Origin of the sequence: Trinickia soli (assembly GCF_002879855.1) — a bacterium.
Classification (GTDB): domain Bacteria; phylum Pseudomonadota; class Gammaproteobacteria; order Burkholderiales; family Burkholderiaceae; genus Trinickia; species Trinickia soli.
Map to the genome: position 1 here is coordinate 137017 of NZ_PNYB01000001.1, position 24275 is coordinate 161291.

The 24275-nt window shown below is 62.2% G+C and carries 19 protein-coding genes and 1 pseudogene; 11 read left to right on the forward strand and 9 right to left on the reverse strand.

The annotated features are described in order from the left end of the window. Window positions 1–480 precede the first annotated feature (480 nt). The gene (locus C0Z19_RS00620; protein WP_158242931.1) at window positions 481–1761 is read right to left on the reverse strand and encodes a DUF445 domain-containing protein; all 1281 of its coding nucleotides are present in this window, start codon (window positions 1759–1761) and stop codon (window positions 481–483) included. Window positions 1762–2060: 299 nt separating this feature from the next. Between C0Z19_RS00620 and C0Z19_RS00625 the strand changes: the two genes are divergently transcribed. Next, entirely contained in the window at window positions 2061–3608 is a 1548-nt protein-coding gene (locus C0Z19_RS00625; protein WP_102607859.1) for a methyl-accepting chemotaxis protein, read from the forward strand. Window positions 3609–3672: 64 nt separating this feature from the next. On the opposite strand, the gene mnmH is transcribed toward C0Z19_RS00625, so the two are convergent. Next, window positions 3673–4734, reverse strand: coding sequence for a tRNA 2-selenouridine(34) synthase MnmH (mnmH, locus tag C0Z19_RS00630; protein ID WP_102607860.1), 1062 nt, complete (start codon window positions 4732–4734; stop codon window positions 3673–3675). 155 nt (window positions 4735–4889) lie between these two features. On the opposite strand from mnmH, the gene C0Z19_RS00635 reads away from it, so the two are divergent. Then, on the forward strand, window positions 4890–5309 hold the full coding sequence (locus tag C0Z19_RS00635) for a secondary thiamine-phosphate synthase enzyme YjbQ (protein WP_102607861.1): 420 nt from the start codon (window positions 4890–4892) through the stop codon (window positions 5307–5309). A gap of 101 nt (window positions 5310–5410) precedes the next feature. On the opposite strand, the gene C0Z19_RS00640 is transcribed toward C0Z19_RS00635, so the two are convergent. Continuing rightward, window positions 5411–7123, reverse strand: a complete 1713-nt coding sequence (locus C0Z19_RS00640; protein WP_102607862.1) for an acid phosphatase — start codon at window positions 7121–7123, stop codon at window positions 5411–5413. A 238-nt stretch (window positions 7124–7361) separates the two neighbouring features. Here C0Z19_RS00640 and C0Z19_RS00645 point away from each other — a divergent pair, with 238 nt between their 5' ends. Beyond that, the gene (locus C0Z19_RS00645; RefSeq protein WP_102607863.1) at window positions 7362–8168 is read left to right on the forward strand and encodes a COG4705 family protein; all 807 of its coding nucleotides are present in this window, start codon (window positions 7362–7364) and stop codon (window positions 8166–8168) included. Between the two features lie 70 nt (window positions 8169–8238). Here the strand turns inward: C0Z19_RS00645 and C0Z19_RS00650 are convergent, their stop codons facing one another. Next, the gene (locus C0Z19_RS00650; RefSeq protein WP_102607864.1) at window positions 8239–9021 is read right to left on the reverse strand and encodes a helix-turn-helix domain-containing protein; all 783 of its coding nucleotides are present in this window, start codon (window positions 9019–9021) and stop codon (window positions 8239–8241) included. Between the two features lie 247 nt (window positions 9022–9268). On the opposite strand from C0Z19_RS00650, the gene C0Z19_RS00655 reads away from it, so the two are divergent. Both C0Z19_RS00655 and C0Z19_RS00660 read left to right on the forward strand, forming a co-directional pair. Next, complete coding sequence (locus tag C0Z19_RS00655; RefSeq protein WP_102607865.1) at window positions 9269–11119, forward strand: M24 family metallopeptidase; 1851 nt, start codon at window positions 9269–9271, stop codon at window positions 11117–11119. 105 nt (window positions 11120–11224) lie between these two features. After that, window positions 11225–12631, forward strand: a pseudogene (locus C0Z19_RS00660) (purine-cytosine permease family protein); the annotation flags it as partial. A gap of 195 nt (window positions 12632–12826) precedes the next feature. Here C0Z19_RS00660 and C0Z19_RS00665 read toward each other — a convergent pair. Together C0Z19_RS00665 and C0Z19_RS00670 are read right to left on the reverse strand one after the other, a co-directional pair. Beyond that, entirely contained in the window at window positions 12827–13711 is an 885-nt protein-coding gene (locus C0Z19_RS00665) for an alpha/beta fold hydrolase (RefSeq protein WP_102607866.1), read from the reverse strand. 30 nt (window positions 13712–13741) lie between these two features. After that, window positions 13742–14959, reverse strand: a complete 1218-nt coding sequence (locus tag C0Z19_RS00670; RefSeq protein ID WP_102607867.1) for an MFS transporter — start codon at window positions 14957–14959, stop codon at window positions 13742–13744. A 112-nt stretch (window positions 14960–15071) separates the two neighbouring features. Here C0Z19_RS00670 and C0Z19_RS00675 point away from each other — a divergent pair, with 112 nt between their 5' ends. The 5 genes from C0Z19_RS00675 (at window position 15072) to C0Z19_RS00695 (ending at window position 20133) form a co-directional block, all read left to right on the forward strand. Next, window positions 15072–15968, forward strand: coding sequence for a LysR family transcriptional regulator (locus C0Z19_RS00675; protein WP_102607868.1), 897 nt, complete (start codon window positions 15072–15074; stop codon window positions 15966–15968). Window positions 15969–16101: 133 nt separating this feature from the next. Continuing rightward, complete coding sequence (locus C0Z19_RS00680; protein WP_102607869.1) at window positions 16102–17004, forward strand: NAD-dependent protein deacetylase; 903 nt, start codon at window positions 16102–16104, stop codon at window positions 17002–17004. 67 nt (window positions 17005–17071) lie between these two features. After that, the gene (gene gnd / locus C0Z19_RS00685) at window positions 17072–18481 is read left to right on the forward strand and encodes an NADP-dependent phosphogluconate dehydrogenase (RefSeq protein ID WP_102607870.1); all 1410 of its coding nucleotides are present in this window, start codon (window positions 17072–17074) and stop codon (window positions 18479–18481) included. Window positions 18482–18691: 210 nt separating this feature from the next. Continuing rightward, complete coding sequence (locus tag C0Z19_RS00690) at window positions 18692–19039, forward strand: DUF4148 domain-containing protein (protein WP_102607871.1); 348 nt, start codon at window positions 18692–18694, stop codon at window positions 19037–19039. 527 nt (window positions 19040–19566) lie between these two features. Further along, the gene (locus tag C0Z19_RS00695; RefSeq protein WP_233195933.1) at window positions 19567–20133 is read left to right on the forward strand and encodes a peptidoglycan DD-metalloendopeptidase family protein; all 567 of its coding nucleotides are present in this window, start codon (window positions 19567–19569) and stop codon (window positions 20131–20133) included. Window positions 20134–20196: 63 nt separating this feature from the next. On the opposite strand, the gene C0Z19_RS00700 is transcribed toward C0Z19_RS00695, so the two are convergent. Further along, a complete protein-coding gene (locus tag C0Z19_RS00700) occupies window positions 20197–20436 on the reverse strand; it encodes a hypothetical protein (protein ID WP_233195934.1) in 240 nt (79 codons plus the stop codon). 205 nt (window positions 20437–20641) lie between these two features. On the opposite strand from C0Z19_RS00700, the gene C0Z19_RS00705 reads away from it, so the two are divergent. After that, entirely contained in the window at window positions 20642–23119 is a 2478-nt protein-coding gene (locus C0Z19_RS00705; RefSeq protein WP_102607873.1) for a glycogen/starch/alpha-glucan phosphorylase, read from the forward strand. A 33-nt stretch (window positions 23120–23152) separates the two neighbouring features. Here the strand turns inward: C0Z19_RS00705 and C0Z19_RS00710 are convergent, their stop codons facing one another. Both C0Z19_RS00710 and C0Z19_RS00715 read right to left on the reverse strand, forming a co-directional pair. Continuing rightward, entirely contained in the window at window positions 23153–23554 is a 402-nt protein-coding gene (locus C0Z19_RS00710; protein ID WP_102607874.1) for a DUF6232 family protein, read from the reverse strand. Between the two features lie 119 nt (window positions 23555–23673). Next, window positions 23674–23928 (reverse strand): DUF2866 domain-containing protein, encoded by a 255-nt coding sequence (locus C0Z19_RS00715; protein ID WP_102607875.1) that lies wholly within the window; start codon window positions 23926–23928, stop codon window positions 23674–23676. Window positions 23929–24275 lie beyond the last annotated feature (347 nt).

Consider the following 24275-nt stretch of genomic DNA (forward strand, 5'->3'; position numbering starts at 1 on the left):
CCTCTACCTGTGATAGTCGTTGTCGAATTGATTCGATGCAGGCGTCCCGTGCAGACGCGAATCGGCCATTGCCGATGGGCGCGCGGGGCCTATGCGCTGAAGCCCGCGGGTTCGTCTGACCAGGTGCTTGCGGCGCTCGACCCGTGAGGCCATGACGGTGCATGGCGGAACGCGTCGGCGCTTCTGCGCTTGCGTATCGCTTGGGCTAACGCCGAATTGCTTGCAGTCCCGGGTGTTGACGCCGGAACCATTGGTCTCGCCGCCCGACTGCGCGGTGGATAAGGGGGTGTCTCTTATTTAGGCGGGGACAAGCGTAGCTTCGAGGTTTTTATGCGGCAAGGAAAAAAAGTCTTGCGGTTTATGATGATTGAAGGCGTGCCGCGCCTTCGTATTGAAAAAAAATTTAAAAAAATTCGAAGCGGCGCACGCCTCGTCGCGAATTGCTTGCGCGCGCAACGATCTTCGAAGGCACGCCAAGGATCAGAACATCATTACGTCGAGCGCATGGAGCACCAGCCCGACGAGGCCGCCGATGAGCGTGCCGTTGATGCGGACGAATTGCAGGTCCCGCCCGACTTCGACTTCGATTTTTTGCGTGACCGTATCGGCGTCCCAATGGCGGACGGTGTCGGAGATGAGAAGTGCAATCGCGTGCCGTTGCGCGCCGATGACGGCTAGCAGCGTTTCGCGTAGCCAGATATTGAGCTTTTCCCGCATGACCGCATCGTCGAGCAACCCGTGGGCGAGAGCGGCGATCGCTGCTTCGATGCGCGCCTTGATGTGCGAGTGCGGCGCCGCGATGTCGTGTTCGATGCTGGCTTCGATGTCGCGCCATACCGACGATAAATACTGCTTGAGCGCCGGATGCTCGAGCAGCCGCTCCTTCAGCGCCTCCCATTTGGCAAGGTAATCGGGCGACGTTTTCAGCTCGATCACGAACTGGCGAATCGCGTCGTCGAAACCGCGTCGCCATGCATGGTCGGGGTTTTCACTGAGCTCTTTGAGTGTTTCGTCGACCACGGCGATCAGGTTGTCGGAAACTTTTTCGTCGATCGAGAGTTTTTTCCAGAGCCAGGCCGTGCTTTCGCGCACGCGTTGCCGGATCAGCGGTTTGTGCTCTTCGAAAAGCAGCGTCAGTTGCCGCAGCAATTCGGTTACGACGGCATGATGGCGATTGTCGTCGAGCAGCGTTTCGGCGATCGTTCCTACCAACGTGGGTGTGTCGACGTCACGCACGCGGCGGGCGAGATGATCGTGGATGAAGCGCCGGACCTCGTCGTCGTCCACGGCAGCGAGCAGGCTCGGGAGGAATTCGAGCCCCCACTGTGCAATCTGGCGGTTGCGCGCCGGTTCCGACAGCCATCGCGCGAATTGCGTCGTGAAGTCGATGCGCTCGAGTTTGCCCGCGATGAGTTCGGGCGCGAGAAAATTCGTTTCGACGAATTTGGCCAGGTTTTCGCCGATACGATCCTTGTTACGCGGGATGATCGCCGTGTGCGGCAGCGGCAGGCGAAGCGGGTGCCGAAACAGCGCCGTGACGGCGAACCAATCGGCGATCCCGCCCACCATGGCTGCTTCGGCCCCGGCACGCGCGAAGCCCAGCAGCGGATACGCGGGCTCGTAGATGCGCGACACCACGTAGACGCCGCCCATGGCGGCAAGCAGCGCGGTCGCCACGTATTTCATTCGGGCATAGGCGCGGACCTTGGCGTCCGCGTGCCCGCTACCAGAGCCATTGGATGTCGGCGAGACGTGTTCCATCGTTGTTTCCTCGCAATGTTGGTACCGACGATGCCGGCGGCATTTTCGCGGGCAGCGGAGGGTCGGTAGCCTTTTAATTGTCTTATGGATCATCTGGGGGCGTAACTGAAGCGCCGCCGACCTACGGGCAGGACAAGCGCGTCGCTTGCAGTAAATGCATGCTGAAAAAACGCTACCAGGTTTCTCCCTCCCCTCTAGAAAGGCGATCTCGCGCCGTTAAACATTGACGAAGCATTCGTTGATGACATACCGGCTGTGTTACCCCATAGAAGCATGGCCGATTTGCCCGTGGGGGAATTGTGGATCGTTTAACGCTCGGTAAGAAACTGGGTTTGGCTTTGCTCGTGATGTGGCTCGGGCTGTTGTTCTTTGGCGGCTTCGCCGCGCTGCAAACGCGCGAGACGATGCTGGCCGGCCGTCAGGCGGCCATTCGCAACATCGTCGAGGCGGGGGTGGGCGTGATTGCGCAATTCCACCAAATGGCCGAACGCCACGAAATTTCGGAGGATGAAGCGAAGCACCGGGCGATGACGCGCCTCGCGGCGATGCGCTACCCGGGCAACGGCTATCTGTTCATCACCGATGCCAACAGCGTCGTGCTCATGCATCCGGTGTTGCCCGATCTCGTCAACAAAGACCAGAGCCACTACAAGGACGTTAACGGCAAGTATCTGTTCGTCGAACTGGTGAAAGTGGCGAAGGCTGAAGGTCAGGGCTTCGTCGATTACATGGCGCGCTTTCCGGGCAAATCCACCGAGGTGCCGAAGATTTCCTACGTCAAGCGCTTCGAGCCATGGGATTGGTACATCGCCTCCGGCGTCTACATCGACGATATCAACGCCGCGTTTCGCGTCCGCCTGGTCGGGTATCTGCTGACGATTCTCGCCATCGGCTGCGTCAGCTCGCTTGCGCTGTTCCTGATCATCCGCAACGTTCAGCGCAGCCTGGGCGGCGAGCCTGCGTATGCGGCGGCCGTGGCCGAGTCGATTGCCGACGGCGATTTGACGCGTGACGTCGACGTGCGCAAGGGCGACCAAAGCAGCATGGTGTTCGCCATGCAGCGCATGCAACACCGTTTGGCCGAGACGATGCAGCGCATCCACGGTGGAGCCGAGACGATCAAGGACGCCGCGCAGCAGATCGCCGCGGGCAATCTCGACCTGTCCTCGCGGACCGAGCAGCAGGCGGCGTCGCTTGGCGAAACGGCGGCGAGCATGGAGCAGTTGACGGCCACGGTCAAACAGAACGCCGATAACGCGCGCCAGGCCAATCACATGGCGGCCGACACGTCGCGCATCGCGGGCGAGGGCGGCGAGGCGGTGCACCATGTCGTGACCACGATGCAACAGATCGCAGCCAGCTCCGCGCGCGTGGTCGACATCATCTCGGTGATCGAGGGCATCGCATTCCAAACGAACATCCTCGCCTTGAATGCGGCCGTCGAAGCGGCGCGTGCGGGGGAGCAGGGTAGAGGCTTTGCCGTCGTGGCGGGCGAAGTGCGCAATCTGGCGCGACGCAGCTCCGATGCGGCGAAAGAGATCAAGGCGCTCATCGAGGAGTCGGTCGGCAGTGTCGAGAACGGCAGGACGCTCGTCGAAAGCGCCGGAGGCAAGATGGATTCGCTCGTGCATTCGGTCAAGCGCGTCACCGACATCATCAGCGAAATCTCTGCGGCGTCGGAGGAGCAGAGTCGAGGCATCGAGCAGGTGAACATCGCCATCGCGCAGATGGACCAGACCACGCAGCAGAACGCCGCGATGGTCGAGGAAGCGGCCGGTGCTGCGCAATCGATGCAAGAGCAGGCTCGTTTGCTGGCCGACGTCGTCGGTACGTTCCGCGTGGCCTGAGCCGCCCGCCGAGGCGGCGACGGCCGGCGCACGAGAGCCTCGGCCGGACTACCGTTGCGCTTGATCAGCCGCGCAATGGTAGTGCCAATCGATCGAGCAGCGCCTGCGCCTGCTCGTCGATATCTGAATCGTTAGGCCGCAAAACGAATCCGGTCGCACGTGGCAGTTCGGTGAAATGCCCCGTACTGCTGCGCGCATAGGCCGGGTCGTAATGGAGCGAGATCAGTTCGTCGAACAGCGCGGCGCGCTCGTTCTCGTCGATGAGCCGGCACCAGCGCTCTACGCGCTCGCGGCTGTGCAGTCCGATCAGCTTTCGAAGTTGGATCTTGAACGCATCGGGTGCGTCGAACAAATGCGCGTAGTCGTCCAATAAGAACGCAATGCGTTCGCCGCGTTCGGCCTGCACCGAGACGCAGCGAGACCGATGCATCGCCGCAAGCAACGCGTCGGGCAGCATGACGCGCCCGATCGCGCGGCTCTCCGCTTCAACGAAGACGGGCCGCTCCGGCGAGAAGCGGCGCAGCGTTTCGGCCAGCGCCGTATCGAAAGCCTTTTGCGTGGGCTGCGGTTCGCCTTTGAGCGCGCCGAGCAGCGAGCCGCGATGCGCGGCCAAACCTTCGAGATCGAGCGCCTGCGCGCCCGTATGCTGGAGCGCACGCAATAGCCGCGTCTTGCCGCTGCCTGTCGCTCCTGTCAGCACGATGTATTCGAACTGTTGGGGCAGCGTCGCCAGGGCGTCGATGACCGAACGCCGATAAGTCTTATAGCCGCCGTCGAGCCGGCGCGCCTGCCACCCCATCAGATTGAGCCAGACGGTCAGCGATTCCGAGCGCTTGCCGCCGCGCCAACAATAGACGAGCGGGCGCCAGCCGCGCGGACGCTCGGCGAACGTGGTTTCCAGGTGCGCAGCGATATTGCGCGCCACCATGGCCGCGCCGATGCGCGTGGCTTCGAACGCCGAAGACTGCACGTACAGCGTGCCGACGATGACGCGTTCTTCATTGGTGAGCACAGGCGCGTTCGTTGCGCCGGGGATGTGATCTTCCGCGAATTCGAGCGGCGTGCGCACATCGACGATTTCGTCGAAATCGACCGAACGCTGGAGCGGGACGCAAAGGTCTTTCAAAGGTAGGAAATATGTGCCGGGGGACTGGCGGCGATTATGACACGGCGTCGGGCGCGGCGGCCGGTGTGGAACGCAAGGCTTGCATGGCCTATGCTTGTCGTTGGCTGCAGGGGCGTTACGCCTGAGCCCCATCGTCAAGCAAGGAAGGAGGACCGATGCGCCAAGCGCTCGAACATTTGCAGGTCGACGTGCGCGGACGCGGGCTCGTCGAGATCACCGACCGCGTGCGCGACTGGGTTTCGCGTCAATCGATCGAAACGGGCTTGTTGACGCTGTTTTGCCGGCACACGTCGGCTTCGCTGTTGATTCAGGAAAACGCGGACCCTTCGGTGCGACGCGACCTGGAGCGCTATTTCGCCACCATTGCACCGGAAGACGCGCAGCGCTACGAGCACGATACCGAAGGCCCCGACGATATGCCCGCGCATTTGCGCACGGCGCTGACGCAAGTGCAGCTATCGATTCCGGTCGAGGACGGCGCGCTCGTATTGGGCACGTGGCAGGGCATTTATTTGTTTGAGCATCGGCATCAGCCGCACCGGCGCGATGTCGTCATGCATCTGATCGGTGAATAGGAATCCTAACGATTCATTTCGCGAGGTTCGCTGGGCACGAACCGGGCAAGCAGCGCGCGCGGCAATCGACGCGCGCACGCGTTGCCTCCGGTGCGATCCGCTCAGCCCAGGTCGAGTGCGCCCGTCAAATCGCCGGGCGGCGTCTCGCCGCGTGCGAGAAATGCGCGGTCACGGGCCGCCACACCGTCGAGCGGTGTGAGGCCATGAACACGATCGATGAAGCGCAGAATCGAGTTCGTATCGTAGAACGTGTGATCGACGAAGCCCTTCCTGGCAAACGGGGCGATGACCAGCGCCGGGACGCGCGAGCCCGGCCCCCAGCGGTCGCCCCTCGGTGGCGCGACGGGATCCCACCATCCGCCGTTCTCGTCGTGCGTCATGATGATGACCGTGTCGGCCCATTGCGGGCCCATGCGAATGTGGTCGATCACATTGGCAATGTGGCGGTCGCCCGATTCGATGTCGGCGTAGCCCGCATGCATGTTCAGATCGCCTTGCGGTTTATAGAACGTCACGGCCGGCAGCCGGCCCGCGTCGATATCGGCAATGAACCGATTCGACGACGCATCGTTGCCGATTCCGGCATCGCGCAAATGCCGCTCGCGCGCAGCCGTGCCCGGTGCGTAATTGGCAAAGTAGTTGAAGGGCTGATGGTGGTATTGAAAATCGGGCGAGGTGCCCGTCTCGCGGTGTTGCAGCGCGAATTGCCACGCGCCGCTATACCAGGCCCAGTCGATACCTTTCGCCGACAGTCGATCGCCGATCGTCGCGTAAGTTTGCGGTGGCATCACGCGCGGATTCGACGGGTCGGCCAGCTTGCGATCGCCACCGGGCTCCGGTGCGACATAGCTCGGCTGATAAGGCGGCGCCATCGTGTTGACCGCGTATCCGTCGGGCGTAAAAGCGCCGTCGCGCACGAACTTCGGCGGGCCGTCGAGCGCCGACGGTTTGCTGCTGGGTGCGAGCTTGAGCCGCGTGCCCAGCGGGTCGTCGCCTTCGAGCACCGATACCAGGTGCTTCGCAGGGCTCGACGCGATGTTCGGATAGTAGGGCGGCTGCGCGGAAATCAGGAACATGTGATTCAGCCACGAACCGCCGAATGCGGCCATGAAGAAGTTGTCGCACAACGTGTATTGCTGCGCGAGATTCCATAGCCGAAGCGACTGCGCCGAATTGCGGTAGTGACCCATGACGAGCGCGCCCGAATCGGCCCAGGCGACGAACTGGTCATTTCGGCCGCCGTCTATCTGCAGTTGGTTCTGGTAGAAACGGTGCCACAGGTCGCGCGTGATGACGGCGTTGGGTAGCGGCCTGCCGCGCACGTCCGATACGAGGAACGGCCGATTCGGCAGGTGCGTGATGTCGTCTTCGCCGACGAAGTAACGCGTCATGCCGACCTGCTGTGCTTGCGGCACGAGGCCGCCCCATATCTTCGGCAGGTAAGGCAGCGGTGTTTTGCCGTCGCGGTCCAATTGGCGGGGCGCTTCGGCGATGGCCGCGGCGAGTGGATACTGCACGCCCGGGAAGTGCCCGTACAGATTCGCGAAGCTACGATTTTCCGCATAGATGACGACGATCTGGCGCACGCGCGCGCGCAATGCTGCATCGAGTTGCGCGTCGGCGACGGGATGGGCAATGGCTCGATCGTGCCCGGCCGAGCTGCCGACGGTCGTGGCGCATGCGGGCAAGGCGAGGCCCATCCCCACGGCGGCCAAGCCGCCCAGTACGCGCCTTCGCTCAGGGTTGTCCGGCTGATCGGCTTCGCGAGTCGGACGCGTGTCGGATTGCGGAACGGTCGGCGTGTCTTTTTCCATCGTCTCGTCTCCGTGGGTGCCGGGGTGAAGCTTTCGTTGTGCCCGCAAGCGATCGCACTTGCGGCGTCGATGTGCGCGACATGGTAACGCGCCTTGGATGCGAAGCGCGGCCTTTAGAGCCAGACCCCTCTCATGTTCGCTGGCGCGAATAATGCTGAATAAGCTTCTCTTAAGCGAATCCAGGGATAATGCGACGCATTCGCAATTTAACCCTCGAATTGACGTAGGAGAGCCGACGATGAGCGTACGCACCGCAATGACGGCGGATCAGAGCCGCGATATCTGGTTCAGCAAAGTGCCGGAAGCGACGGCCGTGTTCTGGCTCGTCAAGATCCTGGCCACGACAGTGGGCGAGACGGGCGGCGATGCGCTTTCAATGACCTTGCGGCTCGGATATGCCGTCGCGACCCTCGTTTTTCTTGCGTTCTTTGTCGTCACGCTGACCATACAGGTGCGCGCGCGCAGCTATCATCCCGCGGCGTATTGGGCCGTGGTCATTGCAACGACGACAGTCGGCACGACGACGTCCGACTTCCTGGATCGAACGGCGGGGCTCGGGTACGTGCTGTCGTCGGCGTTGCTGCTTCTGGGCGTGTTGATCGTGCTGGCGCTGTGGCGGGCCGCGGCGGGCCGCATCGAGTACGACCGCATTGTCCGGCCGCGCGACGAGGTGTTCTATTGGGTCACCATTCTGGTGTCGAACACGCTCGGTACCGCGCTCGGCGATTTCGCGGCCGATAGCGTGGGGCTCGGTTTCGAGCGAGGCGCACTGCTGTTTGCGGGGCTGCTGGTCATCGTTGCGCTCGTGTGGCGCATGTCCAAGCGCGTGCCCGTGGGCGTGCTGTTCTGGGCGGCCTATGTGCTGACGCGTCCGCTCGGGGCAACGCTGGGCGACACGGTGACGAAGCCGGTCGCCGAAGGCGGCCTCAATCTGAATCGCATCTCGGCTTCGTTCGCGATCCTCGCCGTGATGGCCGTCGTGGTCGTGGTGCAGCATGTTCGATCGGCTGGTGCGCGACGTGTGGCTGCATCGTCATCCAAATAACCGGCGAACGGCAAACCCGCCCGGCGCAAACTGTCTGCCTCGCGCACCCTGTCGTGCGCTTGATTGAGCTTCAACGCTTTTTCGAGGCCGCGCGCACGGTCTTGGTCGATGTGGCGGCTTTCGCCGTGCGAGGCTTGCGCGGCGCGACCGGTGCCACCGGAGCTGCCTGCGCGGCAGGTGAACGCGACTTTCCCGATGCGGGCGCGGCAGCCTTCGTCTTCTTGGGACCGCTCGTGCGTGCCCGCTGTCTCTGCTTCGCTTTGTGTCCGGTCGACGCGAACTCCGGCTCCGATTGACCGTCGTCGAATAACGGCAACGTGCCGACGACGATCAGTTTGGCCGGCCCCGGCCCGACGTTGACGACACGATGCCGGTCCGTCGCATCGAAATGAAGCGAATCGCCGGCACTCAACAGGTAGTCTTTCTTGCGCAGCGTGTAGCGCACCTGCCCCGACAGAACGTAGACGAACTCGTCGCCGCCGTGCGCGACCCATTCCGAGCTATAGCCTTCCATCATCTGCACTTTGACGGCGTTCAGCTGGCTGCCTTCGAACGTGGTCGACAAGCGCTCGTAGCGTTGTCGCATCGGGCCGACGCGATACGATTCGCGGCTCCCTTCGTGCGAATCGGGTTGCGCTTGTCGCGGATGCTCGAGCAGTGCGCCGAGCGGTACGTTCAAGGCCTTTGCGACATTGACGAGCGACGAGATCGAAATGCCGGTGAGGTTGCGTTCGACCTGCGACAAGAATCCGACCGACAAGCTCGACGCAGTCGCGACTTCCAGCAGCGTCATCTTCGAATCGCGGCGCAGACGCCGGATGCGTTGGCCGATGTGATTGATATCCGAATCCATGAATCCTCTTGGACGTAGCGTGCCGATGTAATCGGTGCGCATCGACGCATATCGACGCCGAGGCGGCGCCCGTTCAGCCGGAAGCGCGCATTGTACCGCGCTCCCCGCCACCGTCGCCGCTCGCTTCTCATGCGTTTTTAGTGGCGTCAAAATTTAAGCTTGACTTAAATTTGCGTCAACGGTAATTTTCGCGATGAGTCCATGGGTGCGTGCAAAGCCACCCTGCATGACAGAACGAGCTGACGCGATGATCGATCGACTTCAATACAATTTTTCCGATCTTCCGGCCTATGAGCCTGTAATAGCCGACACGCACGCGTGTCTGTCCGCATTGCTCGAACGGTTGGAACTCGATGCAGTCGTCGTGACATCGCAAGACGAGTTCATCAGCGAATATGTGCCGCGCCGCAATAGCCAGCGTTTTGCGTTGTCCGGTTTCGACGGGTCGGCGGGGTCGGGGATATTCCTCAGCGAAGCGACGGCCGCAACAATCGGCTCGCCTCGCTTCGTGCTGTTCGTCGACGGTCGTTATCACCTGCAGGCCGAGGCGCAGTGCGATAAATCCCGGGTGCGCCTGGAAAAGCTCGAGCTCGGCGTGCCGATCTGGTCTGCCGTCGTGCGCTGGCTGTCTGCGCATGCGAGTGTGTTGCGCTCCGTTGCTTATGACGCGCAACGGGTCAGCGTCGCGCAACGCGATCAATTGCTCGAAGGGACGCGCGAAGCGTCGCTGCGTTGGACGGCGCTGACGGCGCGCGAAGTCGATCGCGCGATCGCGCTGCCCGGGTGGCAAGTCGATCGGCCGATCTTCGAACTGCCGGAGTCGATGACGGGCACCCGCATCGCCGGCAATGTGACGATGCTCAACGATCGTTTGCGCGGTCATCTGCGTGCGCCGAAAGCGCGCGTGTGCTGGCTCACCTGCGCAGCCGACGATCTCGCCTATCTGCTGAACAGCCGCGGCTACCACATGCCGTACGCGTCGTCGCCGTTGGGCTATTTGTTCGTCATCGGCGATCAGGTTGCGCTCTATCTGCCGCAGGGGTGCGAGCACTGCGCGGTCGAGGTCGAATCCTATCCGAAGCTGCAGGTATTTCGAAACGACCTGGCGGCGTTGGGGCGTTTCCTTGCGCTCTTCGATGTCGATCACGTCTGCTATAGCGCGGACACCGTCAATTGCGCCATGCCCGATGCGTTGCGTCGCGTCTGGCCGGTCGCCCGTCATACGAGCTACAGCCCGCTCGAAGCGATGCGCGTGTCGAAGACGCCCCAGGTGCTCGACCAGTTTCGCGATGCATTCGCACGCAGCAGCGCCGCGATCGCAGAAACGATGCGCTGGGCCAAATACGGCGAGGCAGGGCAGCGCCATTGCGAATACGACCTCGCGCGCCGCATCAACGATGCGTACGCAGCGCGCGGCGCAGTGGGCCTGAGCTTTGCGACGATCGCCGCACATGGCCCGAACAGCGCATTGGCCCACTACGGGGCGGCCAGTCGCGACATCGTGCTGGAGGACGGCGAGCTCATACTGCTCGACAGCGGCGCCTACTATGAAAGCGGCTTCGCCACGGACTGCACGCGCGTCGTGCTGCGCAAGACCGATGCGTCCACTGCCGCGCAGCCTTGGCAGCGCGAGATCTACACGATTGCGCTGAAAGCCTGCATCAAGGGACTCGTCACGCGATTTCCAGCCCATCTCACCGGCGCGGAGGTCGATGGCGCAGTGCGCGATGTCTGCCGTACGCGCGGTTACGACTTCAATCACGGTACGGGACATGGGATAGGCATTCACGTCCATGAAGGCGGCGTACGCTTCGCTCCGGGGTCGAACTACGGGCTCGTCCCCAACGCTGTGATTTCGATTGAGCCGGGCATTTATCTGGCTGGAAAGGGCGGCGTGCGGATCGAAAACGTCGTGATCATCCATCCCGACTCTCAAGACGAGAACAAGGTCGGATTCGAGAATCTCGTGGCGGTCGGATACGACTGGGATCTCATCGACATCGATATGCTCGACGACGCGGAGCGCGGCTATTTGCGCGAGTACGAGCGTCACTGCCTGGCGCTCGGCAATAACGTGACCACGTGCCCGCTGCTGTAGCGATGGCCCGGGGCGCACCGCCCCGCTTGCGTGTGAATTTCGCGACGCGTATTGTGGTTGGCCTTGCCACCGACACGCGGCCGCTGCGCCGTGCCGCACGCCATGATGAAACAGCTCGCGTCCGATGCACCCGCGCGTTCGTTCGCCGAACGCCGCACGATCGATTACATTCCCGATAGCGAACGACACGGCACGCCGATCAGCCAATTCACGCTATGGTTCGGCGCCAATCTGCAAATCACGGCGATCGTGACGGGCGCGCTTGCCGTCGTGCTTGGCGGCGACGTGTTCTGGTCGCTCGTCGGGCTGTGCATCGGTCAAATGCTGGGTGGCATCGTGATGGCGTTGCATGGCGCGCAGGGGCCGAAGCTCGGCTTGCCGCAAATGATCTCGAGCCGCGTGCAATTCGGCGTACTGGGTGCAACGTTGCCGCTCGTGCTGGTCTGCATGATGTACGTCGGTTTCTCCGCCGGCGGTGCAGTGTTGGCCGGGCAAGCCATCGCGCAATTGAGCGGCGTGACGCCCACCGTAGGTGTGCTTCTGTTCGCTGCGCTCGTGGTGATCTCGACCGTGCTCGGCTACCGCGTCATTCACGGGCTCGGGCGGGCGATGACCGTCGTCGGCATCGCTGCGTTCGCCTATCTGTTCGCGCGTCTGCTTGCTGATCACGACGTCGGCGCCTTGCTCTCCATTCGTCATTTCTCGCCGGGCAGTTTTCTATTGGCGATGTCGTTGTCGGCATCGTGGCAGATCGCCTATGGTCCTTACGTGGCCGATTATTCCCGTTACCTGCCGCGCAGCACGTCGGCGGTCGGCACGTTCGGTGCCGTATGGCTGGGTTCGGTGCTCGGTTCGCAAGCCTCGATGACTTTCGGCGTATTCGCCGCCGCGCTGGCGGGGCACGCCTTCGCAGGGCACGAGGTGGCGTTCGTCGTCGGCCTGGGCGGTGGCGGTGCGGCCGCGGTATTGCTCTATTTCGCGATCGCGCTTGGCAAGCTGACCGCTACGACGCTCAATGCCTATGGCTGCGTGATGTCTGTTGCAACGATCGCCACGGGGCTCGGCGGCCGGCGCAGCATTTCGGCTCGGGCGCGAACGGCATCGATCGTCGCGATGGTTGTCGTCGTGACATGGCTTGCGTTGGCCGGGCAACATGCGTTTCTGAAGGCGTTCTCGTCGTTCATCCTGTTCCTGCTTGCGTTCTTTACGCCATGGAGCGCGATCAATCTCGTCGATTATTACTGCGTGACGAAAGAACGCTACGACGTGCCGGCGCTCTACGATCCGGACGGCCGCTATGGCAGGTGGAACGTGGCCGGCATCGCGGTGTATGTCATCGGCGTACTGGTGCAAATGCCGTTCATTGCAACGAGCTTTTATACGGGCCCGCTCGTCGATGCCATAGGTGGAGCGGATATCTCATGGATCGTCGGGCTCGCGGTGCCGGCACTGCTTTACTACGTCGCGGCCCGGCGCAGTCTCGCGCGCGTGCCGGCGACGCTCATCTTGCCGGCTGCAACGGCTGCCGAAACAACGGGTGCTGATACGGCGGCCGTCGATACGGCGGCCGTCGATACGGCGGCCGTCGATACGGCGGCCGTCGATACGGCGAATCAACGGCCGATCGTCGGGGCTGCCGAAGAATCGCATGGGTAAGCCTTCCATTGCGGCGGGCGGTGGGTCTCCGTCGCCGACATATGACCCACCTCACGCACCAGTGCCGTCGAGCGAAGTCAGGAAGCGGCGTGTGTGTGCGGCTATTTCATCGCATGCTTCATCGAGGGCGAAATGCCCCGCGTCGAGCAGATGCACTTGTGCATCGGGTATGTCGCGGCGATACGCGTGCGCGCCTTCGACCGCAAACGAAGGGTCGTGCCTGCCCCATAGGACGACCATCGGCGGCTGGTGTTCGCGCATATAGCGTTGCCATTGCGGGTAGCGCTCCACATTCGTTTGATAGTCGAAGAACAGCTCCGTTTGGATGTCGATCTGTCCGGGGCTCGACAAAAACGCGAACTCGTCGTGCCACGCGTCCGGGTCATATCGTTCCGGGTGCGGCGTGTGCCCCACATGCCGAAGCCGGGTGGCTTCAAAGGAGAGCAGATTGGCTCTCAACGCGGCTTCGTGTTTCGAACGATCGGCCCAGAATGCCTTGCGCGTCTCCCACAGCGGCCCGAGCCCTTCCTGATGAGCGACCGCGTTTTGCACGACGATGCCGCGAATGCGATCGGGCTGGGCCTGCGCCATGCGAAAGCCGATCGGGCCGCCATAATCCTGTACGAACAATGCAAATCGATCGAGCGCCAACTGGTCGACGAAGCGCGTCATCACGTGGGCAAGGTTATCGAATGTGTAGACGAACTCGGTGGGCGGCAGCGCCGTGCTGTGACCGAAGCCGGGGTAGTCGGGTGCGATCAGCCGGTACTTGTCGGCGAGCGGTGGAAGCAGCGTCTCGTACATCCGGGACGAAGACGGGAATCCATGCAGCAACAGAAGGGCGGGGGCGCCTTGCGGGCCGGCTTCGCGGTAAAAGATGTCGAGCCTATCAACGGTGATGGTCCTGTATCGGATGTTTGAGCGGGTCCAATTCACGTGGTTCTCCTAGTCAAATCAACGGGTCTGTCAGGGCGATACGCGGTTGCTGTCGATCAGATGAATCAGGGTGGCGGCAAAGAATGAAATGAATGTGACGGCAGCCACGCCGAGCCATCCGCTTGAAGCAAGTACTGGTCCGGATAGCGCTGCGCCGCAGGCGCTGCCGACAAAGAATAAACCGGTGAAGAGCCCGTTGACACGCCCTCGCATTTCGGCCGCAAGCAGATTGATCGCGCGTCGGCCCAACGTTTGGTCCGCAATGACGCCTGCGTCGAGCAAGAATGCCGATGCAGCTGCGATAGCCACCGCCAGAGCGCTCGGTATCGGTGCAGTCAACGCCCACGACGCGCACAGGATCGCGACTATCGCAATGACGTGCGCGGTCCGTTTTGCTCGCCGTGCATATCCGCGGTCGGCGGCGAGCCCTGCGAGCGGCGCTGCAATGGCACCTCCTGCGCCGGCGAAGGCGAAGGCGGCGATTTGTGTCGCGCTGCACTTGAACGGGGCACGGGAGAGGACGACCGCGATGCTGGTCCAAAACGCGTTGAAGCCGATCATTAACAGCGCTTGATAGAGCGCATGTCGACGCAATACTTCGGTTGATACGATGAGTCGCCCGAGCGAACTGATCAACGAGCGGTAGGCCGGCTTGGCGGCCGGGACCAAGGCGGGTAGGCGCGGTACGGCGCACAACGTGGCGGTGGCGAGGAGCGTTGCATCTGCAAGGAAAAAGCCGCGCCACCCCAGCGCGCGAGTGACGACACTTGCGAGCGGGCGCGAGAACAGAATGCCGAGCATGAGGCCGCTCATGACGTTACCGACGACTGCGCCTCGCGCTTGCGGCGCTGCGAGCGAAGCCGCCGCGGGGACGAGCATCTGAATCGCGCTGGCAGTTGCGCCAACTGCGAACGAAGCGGCGAGAAAGACGAGGGGCGAGCCTGAGAACGCGGCGACGACCAGACAAGCGGTTTGCCCCGCGAGCGTTGCGCCGATCAGCGGTCGATTCGGCAGTTTATCGACGAGCGGGACGAGCCCCACGAGGCCAGCCGCGTAGCCGAGCATGGTCAACGACGTAACGAGTGCGGTCCACGCATGGAGATGTAGCGACGCATCGAGCGCATCGAGCATGACTTGCGAGGCGTAAAGCGGCAGCACCGCTATGCCGACCAGCGTCGCGAATAGCAGCGTGGGGACGCGGGCACGGGTAGCTTCGGGCGCCGTAAGCGGCGTGCAGGAATCCATCATGTGCGTGAGATCGAGTGATTGAATGTCGTACCGGCCCGATGCTACTCTCGCTATCGATACGAATAATCAGCGCGCTAATTGATTCATAATCCAGCAAAACGGGAGAATCGCAATGCAATCGCTGCGTGAACTGGAAACGTTCGTCGCGATCGCGGAGGAAGGGAGCCTGACTGCCGCTGCGCTGCGTCTTGGGAGATCGCTGCAAGCAGTGAGTCGCGGATTGCAGACGCTCGAAGCGACGTTAGGGGCGACGCTCGTCGTACGTACGACCCGGACGTCGCAGCTGAGCGAGGCCGGGGAAAGGTTTTATGCGCGCGTGAAAGCGGTGTTGGCGGATCTGGAGATCGCGCAAACGGAGCTGGCCGAAGATGCAAAGCGCTTGACGGGGACGTTGCGTATCAACGCACCGACGTTGTTCGGGCCACAGTACGTCGTGCCGCTGATCGCCGAGTTCTTGCAACGTCACCCGGACCTGCGTGCAGCTGTCTCGCTCGAAGACGAATTCAGCGATCCGGCGTCGAGCGGCGCCGACGTGACCTTGCGCATCGGCGCCCCCTCGGATTCAAGTCTCGTCGCGCGCAAGCTCGCCGATGTCAGGCGTGTTGCATTTGCCGCCACGTCGTATCTGGCCGCATACGGCACGCCGCGAACGCCGGACGATCTCGCGTCGCACGCATGCGTCGTGCGCACCGGCGTGCCGCATGCGCACCGATGGCGCTTCACCGCCCGCACCGGAAAGGAGATAACGGTGACGGTAGCCGGGCGCTTCGAAAGCGATCAGGTCGCGGCGGTCAATGCGGCCGTTGCGGGCGGGCTTGGAATCGGGCTGGCAGCGTTCTGGCAGATACGGGACGCTGTCGACGCCGATCGGGTGCGCATCGTACTGCCCGACTACGAGCCAGCGCCGATGCCCCTTTGCGCGCTTTGGGTGCGCCCGCGCAGGATGCCGGCGCGTACGCGTTTGCTGATCGAATTTCTGGCGGCGCGCCTGGCCGGAGAAAAGCTCTGAGTGGATGTGGCAATGCGGGAAGGCGCTTGCGTGACGGCCGGCGCGTTGCGCGCGATCGGCGTAAAATGCGCGTCGTTGCGTCCGCGGGACGCAGGCCCCCTAGCGCGGGCCATTTAAGGAGTTGTCGCACGCCATGACCGGATCGTCGGAACCGATTCGATTGCCGGAGATTTCGTGTGAGGAGCAGGCGGGATGCGCTGCTTCGATCGACGCGCTCAGCGAATTTGTCGCGCGGCACGACCGGATATTCGTACTGACCGGCGCAGGCGTCAGCGTGGCGTCCGGCATTCCGGGCTATCGCGACATGAACGGCGATTGGATGCGCGCGCAACCAATTCAGTGGCAGGCGTTCCGCGATTCCGACCATGCGCGCAAGCGCTATTGGGCGCGCAGCATGGTGGGCTGGCCTTTGCTTTCAGGCGCTGTTCCGAATGCCGCGCATCATGCGTTGGCGCAGCTTGGGGCGGCGGGGCGCATTACGCGTCTCGTGACGCAGAACGTCGATGGTCTGCATCAACGAGCAGGCAGCGCCGGGGTCGTCGAGTTGCACGGCAGCATCGACGCAGTCATTTGCCTGCAATGTGGTGCTCGCCATCATCGCGCCGCGATTCAAACGGTGCTGCTGCGCGATAACCCCGCCCTGGCGAATGCAACCGCGGCGGTTTCGGCCGATGGCGATGCGCATCTCGAGTGGGACGCGCTCGACGAGTTTCGCGTGCCGACATGCCCTGATTGCGACGGCGTGCTCAAGCCCGATGTGGTGTTTTTCGGCGAGAACGTACCGCGCGAGCGCGTGACGGCAGCCGCGCAGGCGCTCGAAGGCGCCGACGCGATGCTGGTCGTCGGCTCGTCGCTGATGGTCTTCTCCGGTTTTCGCTTTTGCAGATGGGCGGCCGACGCTGGCACGCCGATTGCCGCGATCAACATGGGGCTGACCCGTGCCGATTCGCTGTTTTCGTTGAAAGTGGAAGCGCCTTGCGGCGATGCGTTGGCGGAAGTGCTCGCGCGCATCGTTCCTTCCGCTTCTTATCGTTGACGGTCTGGCCGTCATAAGCGGGGTCGCGCTGCGCTGCCCCGCCCCCTATCCAGGAGAATTCGACAAAATGAGCAAACCCGCCATCGGCGTGATCGGTCTTGCTGTGATGGGCCGCAATCTGGCGCTCAACATCGAAAGCCGCGGCTACACGGTCGCGGTCTATAACCGAAGTCGGGAGAAGACGGACGAGCTGGTCGCGCAGTTTCCCGATCGGAAGCTTGTGCCGGCGCACTCGCTCGAACAGTTCGTCGATTCGCTCGAGAAACCGCGGCGCATCTTGTTGATGGTCAAGGCCGGCGAACCGACCGATGCGACGATCGCGGCTCTGAGGCCGTTGCTCGACAAAGGCGATGTGTTGATCGACGGCGGCAATACGCATTTCACCGATACCATCCGCCGCAATCAGGAACTCGCACAGGCGGGACTGCACTTCATCGGTACGGGTGTGTCCGGTGGCGAAGAAGGGGCGCTCAAAGGACCGGCGATCATGCCCGGCGGTCCGCGTGACGCCTATGAACTGGTGGCGCCGATTTTGACGAAAATTGCCGCGAAAGCGCCGGACGGCGAGCCCTGCGTGGCCTATATCGGCCCGGGCGGAGCGGGCCATTTCGTGAAGATGGTCCACAACGGTATCGAATACGGCGACATGCAGTTGATCGCGGAAAGCTACGCGGTGCTCAAGCAGGTGGCCGGCCTGAACAATGCCGAGCTCGCGAAGGTCTACGGCGAATGGAACGAAGGCGAACTGGACAGTTATCTGATCGACATTACGGCGAAGATATTCGACAAGCGTGACGACGAAACCGGCCGCGATCTTGTCGACGTGATCCTCGATCGCGCCGCGCAAAAGGGCACCGGCAAATGGACCAGCCAGAACGCGCTGGATCTGGGTGTCCCGCTGCCGCTCATTACCGAATCGGTATTTGCGCGCGTGCTGTCATCGCTCAAGACGGAACGTGTCGCTGCGAGCAAGGTGCTGTCCGGTCCGGCGGCCAAGCCGTTCACAGGCGAGCGGGCTGCTTTCATCGAAGCCGTGCGCCGCGCGCTGTATCTGAGCAAAGTGATTTCATACGCACAGGGCTTCGCGCAGTTGCGCGCTGCCTCCGAGGAATACGATTGGAGCCTGGATTTCGGCGGCATCGCCAAGATCTTTCGAGCCGGCTGCATCATCCGCGCGCGATTCCTGCAGAAGATCACCGATGCCTACACGCAGGATCCCGCGCTGGCCAACCTGTTGCTCGATCCTTATTTCCGTCAGATTTCAGACACCTATCAAGCCGCCTTGCGCGAGATCGTGGTGGCTGCGGTGACGGCCGGCGTGCCCGTGCCGGCATTCGCTTCCGCTATCGCTTACTTCGATGCTTATCGATCGGAACGCTTGCCGGCGAATCTGGTGCAAGCACAGCGCGACTTTTTCGGCGCTCATACATTCGAGCGAATCGATCGCGCAGGAAGTTTTCATGCGAACTGGTCGTAGATCGATCAATAAGTGACCCTGGGACTATGCCGGCAAGAATCTTCTTTTGTCGGCTGCGTGCCTTCGTGCCCGTAACAGTTCGTCATTGTTGCTTTTTCCGAAATTCAATTTCGTCGAATTAATGGTTTTCCCTAGGTGATTCCGTGATTAGACTGTGTTTAAACGCTGCGGCATTTCGCATGCGGCGAATCACATGTTCGGAGGTTCATCATGAAGTCACTCGTGTACGCAGTGGTTGCTGCTTCCGCGTTGTCGGTCTCGCTCGCTTCGTTCGCTCAAACCACCAACAACGGTCCGGTGACGCGCGCTCAAGTGCGCCAGGAATTGATTCAGTTGGAACAGGCAGGGTACAACCCTGCGCAGCGTGACCCGATGTACCCGGACGACATCCAAGCGGCTGAGCAGCGCGTTCACCAGGAACAAGGGGCTGCCGTGGCCAACGCCGAGACCAGCGGATATGGTGGGGTGGCGGCGGGATCGTCGCAGTCGGGCGCCGCGGTGCAAGCGGAACGGCCGATCAGCGCCGAAGGCGTTCAACCGGTGTTCTTCGGTCGCTAAGCTGAAGGGTTCGGGAATGGAACGGGATCGCACACGATCTGTCACATAGTAGCGATTGCTTGGCAGGAACGACTGGCTCGCGGCTCCCACAAAGGGGGTGCGAGCCAGTTTCTTTTTGCCTTTCCGCCGCAGGGTGTGCGATCCTCGCCGTTAAGGGCCATACGAACAGGGCCATACAAACCATACAGACCATGCGCGCGCGAGCCAGCTCAGCAGTTGACGGACGAACGCGGCCGTAAGGGATGTAAGCGATGTAAGCCAGGCAGGAGGCGGCAAAGACCGACGCGCGGGCGGCCCGCGGCAAGAGATTTGCAGCTTGCGGCGCTGCGCGAATTCAACTTGCACATCGCAGCGTGCAACGTCGTATCGAGCGAGGGCCAACGGTGAAGACAGTGATGATTCCGGTACGAAAGCGGTCCCCATGGGCGCAATGTGCAGTGGCATTGGCATTGGCCGGCGCGGCGCTTTTGGGTGGTTGTGCAACGAGCGATTGGTTCGGGTCGTCGCCCATCGCATCGCAATCTCCTATGCCGCAACGCACTGGCGTGCCGGCCGGTTTTTATCGCGTCAACCCTGGCGATACATTGCCTGGTGTCGCGATGGCATTCGGCCAACATGTCGAAGATCTCGCTGCATGGAACAACTTACGTCCCTCCGCTGTTTTGATGCCCGGGCAGGTGCTTCGGGTTGCGCCTCAGCCGGGCGCCAACGCCACTTCGGCCGACGGCATCGTCGTCAAGCCGGCATGGCCTGCTTATGGGCAGGTCGTCCGCGTAACCGATGAGGGCAACGTCAAAGGCATCATCATCACGGGGCGGCCGGGCGAAGCCGTCAAAGCCTCAGCCGACGGCAACGTCATCTACGTCGGTACCGGCATCGACCAATACAAGTCGCTCGTCGTGGTCAAGCATGGCGGCGACGTCGTCTCGGGCTATGCGGTGAACGGCGATGTCCTCGTCAAAGAAGGCGATACGGTCAGGAAGGGGCAGCCCATCGCCGAGATGGGCGCCGACTCGTCAGGGCGCGGCACCGTCGAATTCGAAATCCGCCGTGGCGGCAAGCCCGTGGATCCGCTCGCGTATCTGCCGCGCTGAAACGTCGAAACGCGTTCAAGCGCTATACCGTAGAGCCGCCGGGCACTGCACGTGCTCGTTCCTTCAAGCCATCGATGCGAGCAGGATGGCCAGCCGTTTGACATTCGTGCGGAATGCATCGACCGTATCGCGCTCGGTAGCCGCGCTCGGTTGCGGGTGGGCGGTGAGTTCTGCGTCCGCCTTCAGTTCGTCGGCGATCCTGCTACGCGTGTCGGGCGGTAAGGCACGGATGATCGCAAGCGTCAGGCGCTCCTGTGCGTGCAGCATCCCGATGACCGAATGGAGGTTCGTTTGCGTTGTCATATCGATCTCCGAAGAAGGGCCGCATAGTTCTCATAGTAGGCGGCCACAGGCGGCGCGCCAACGCGATGCGCAGAGGTGGCGCGTTTGGGGAAGCACCGGCTTCGCAGACGCCGAAAAAAGCGTAACCTGCATGTTCCTGCGGTGGGCGCGAAGCGTCGCTCGTTAGCAAAGCGCATGCCGCCGATTGCACACGAGGAGGAGTTCGATGACAGCCGTCGATCTGGATTTCGACCAGCTCAACAGTACCGTCGATGCGCTACGGCGCTCAATCTCCAATCGGTTGATGTACGGCGTCGGCAAGGACGCCGTGGCCGCGAGGCCGCAAGATTGGCTCAACGCAGCAGCGCTCGCCGTGCGTGATCGGCTCGTTGCCCGCTGGATGAAAACCACGCGGCAGCAATACGAGCAGGACGTCAAACGTGTCTATTACCTGTCGATGGAGTTTCTGATCGGGCGCACGTTCACGAACGCGTTGCTCGCGTTGGGTATCTACGATCAGATGAAGGAAGCGCTGGCGAGTCTGGGCGTGGACATGGATGCGGTCACCGAGCTCGAGCCTGACGCTGCGCTCGGCAACGGCGGCCTCGGTCGTCTTGCCGCCTGTTTTCTCGATTCGATGGCCACGCTTGCCATCCCCGGGTTCGGCTACGGAATTCGCTACGAATACGGCATGTTCCGTCAGCAAATCGTCGGCGGTGAACAGATCGAAACCCCCGACTACTGGCTGCGTGCCGGCAACCCTTGGGAGTTTCCCCGCCCGGAAGTGCAATACGTCGTTCACTTCGGCGGACGCACCATCGTGCGCGATGGACGCAGCGAATGGGTCGATACCGAGCACGTCAGCGCAATGGCGTTCGACACGGTCATTCCGGGCTTCGGTACGAGCGCGACCAATACGTTGCGGTTGTGGTCGGCGCGCGCGACGGAAGAACTCGACTTGTCGGCATTCAATCAAGGCGACTATCGTCGGGCTGTCGAAGCGAAGGAGCATTCGGAGAATGTGTCGCGGCTGCTGTATCCCGACGACTCGACGCCCGCCGGTCGCGAACTGCGGTTGCGCCAGGAGTACTTCTTCATTTCGGCGACCATGCAGGATCTGATTCGCCGCTATCAGCGCACGCACAGCACGTTTGGCCGCTTCGCGGAAAAGGTCGCCATTCACCTCAACGACACGCACCCGGTGCTTGCGATTCCCGAGCTCATGCGACTGCTTGTCGATATTCATCACGTGCCGTGGGAGCGCGCATGGAAAATGGTTCATCAGGTGTTTTCCTATACGAATCACACCCTGATGCCCGAAGCGCTCGAGACATGGGACGTCGATTTGCTCGCGCGTTTGTTGCCGCGCCATCTCGAGATCATTTTTGAAATCAACGCCGGCTTTCTCAAAGAAGCGAGCGAGCATTTCGGACACGATATCGATGTGATCCGGCGCGTTTCGCTCGTCGACGAATATGGCCAACGGCGCGTGCGGATGGCTCATCTTGCGATTGTCGCGAGCCAAAAGGTCAACGGCGTCTCGCAGCTGCATTCGCAACTGATGGAGCGGGAATTCTTCAGTGAGTTCGCACGGTTCTTCCCCGAGCGGTTCACGAACGTCACGAACGGCATTACGCCGCGGCGGTGGCTCTCGCAAGCGAACCGGCCTTTGTCGAAGCTGATCGACGACCGTATCGGCACGCACTGGCGCACCGACTTGTTCGAACTCGCCAAGTTACGGGCGCTCAAGGGCGACCCGGCGTTCACGTCGGAATTTCGTGCGGCCAAGCGACGCAACAAGATCCGCCTGGCGCAGCGCCTGCTCGAGGAAACGGGCTGCACGATCCATCCCGATGCGCTTTTCGATTTGCAGGTGAAGCGTATTCACGAGTACAAACGGCAGCTATTGAATGTGCTGCACGTGATCGTTCGATACAACCGCATCCGTGCGCGGCCGAATGAGGACTGGGTGCCGCGCGTCGTGATCTTTGCCGGCAAAGCCGCGTCGGCCTACAAGATGGCGAAGACGATCATCAGGCTGATCGGCGATGTGAGCGAAAAGGTCAATCGCGACCCGCTCGTGGGCGATCGACTGAAGGTGGTATTCGTGCCGAACTACGGTGTCAGCGCGGCGGAGGTTTTGATTCCGGCGGCGGACTTGTCGGAGCAGATCTCGATGGCCGGTACCGAGGCATCGGGCACAGGGAACATGAAGCTGGCGCTGAACGGCGCGTTGACGATCGGCACGATGGACGGCGCCAATATCGAAATCTGCGAGGCCGTGGGGCGAGAGAACATGTTCATCTTCGGGCACACGGCCGACGGCGTCAGCGAGTTGCGCGCTTCAGGTTATCGACCGCGCCAGATCTACGAGCACAACGCGGAATTGAAGTTGGCGCTGGACCAGATCCGCACGGGGTACTTCTCCGATGGCGATCCACATCGCTTTTCCGATATTTTTCACACGCTCGTGGATTGGGGCGATCACTATATGGTGTTGGCCGATTTCGCCGAATTCGCCGCGGCTCAGGACGCCGTCGATGCGCGCTTTCGTGACCCGCGGGCATGGACGGCGAGCGCGATCGAGAATGTAGCGGGGATGGGGCGCTTCTCGTCGGATCGCACGATTTCCGAATACGCGCGCAATATCTGGCGCGTCAAGCCGCTGATCGTCGACGCCGACGAGGCCGACCGGGCTGCGTGACGCCGGCGTGCGTTCAGGTGTTTGCTTGTGCTGTCAGGATTGCTGCTCGGTGGCTTGCCGCAGCGCGGCGAGCGCACCCTGCAGTGCTTGTTCGACGCGTTGGACGAAATCCCGGTCGGGACTGGAGATCGCCTCGCGGTCGCCGCCGCTTTGGGTGGTGACCATGAGCCGGTGCGTGATGTCCTGCGTCGCCCAGGCAAGGTAGCCGACTACGGTCAGCATCACGCCGATCGTCAAGGCCGCGCCCGAACCGGCAATGCCGCCCCCGACTGCCACGGCGGCGCCCGGCAGCGAAAGGCAGAGCGGGACGATTCTGTTTTTTTGGATCGTCTCAGTGCGTGTGTTGAGAATCTCGCGCAACGAAAAGATCTGGCCGCCCGCACTGAGCCCATTGCGCGTGATCATGACGCCACGCTCGTTGAAATTGTTGTCCATCGGGAAACGTCGGGTGATAGGTAAGCGATTCGCCAGCCTAGCAGAGAACAGCGCGGCGCGTCATTGAACACAACGCCGCACCGTAGCCGTTCGATGGGATGCCGGTTTGCCCGGACGAATCAGCAGGCTTCGCTTACGTAGAGCCGCCCCGGTACGTGCGAGGCGACCAGCCGCGCGATATCCGTATCGGTGTATTCGGCCGGTACTACGCAACGATTCGACGGAGCATCTTTATGAAAGGTCCATTCGACCAACCGATAGGTGCGCCCCCACGGGCGCTGTACAGGCTGCGAGACGCGGCAGCTTTGGACCGGTAACGCATGCTCGCGCTTGAGCATCGTGCGCATATGCTTGAACACCGTATCTTCGATCATCGCCGTTTCCGTTTACGGCGCCGCATGGGCCGTGCGGCCGCCACGTGAAGGAGTACAAAAAAACGCCGCCGATGCTCCGGCGGCTCAACAGGGGTGGTATGGGTGCATAGTCGCAGGCCAGAATTAAGCCAAACTTAAGGCGAGGGGTGGTTTGCATTCGCTGGAAACGGTGCAAATTCTGGGAATCATCTGCCTGCTGCTTCAGATCACCGCTCATCGGCTGGATTCCGGCTGCTTTGGTCTGTCTATGCGCTGCGCCAGTACAAGACTGATGCTCAAGGCAATGCTCACTCCGACGTGGATTGTGTCCACAGTCGCCCTTCGAAGCGGGCAGCGCTGACGGTCTC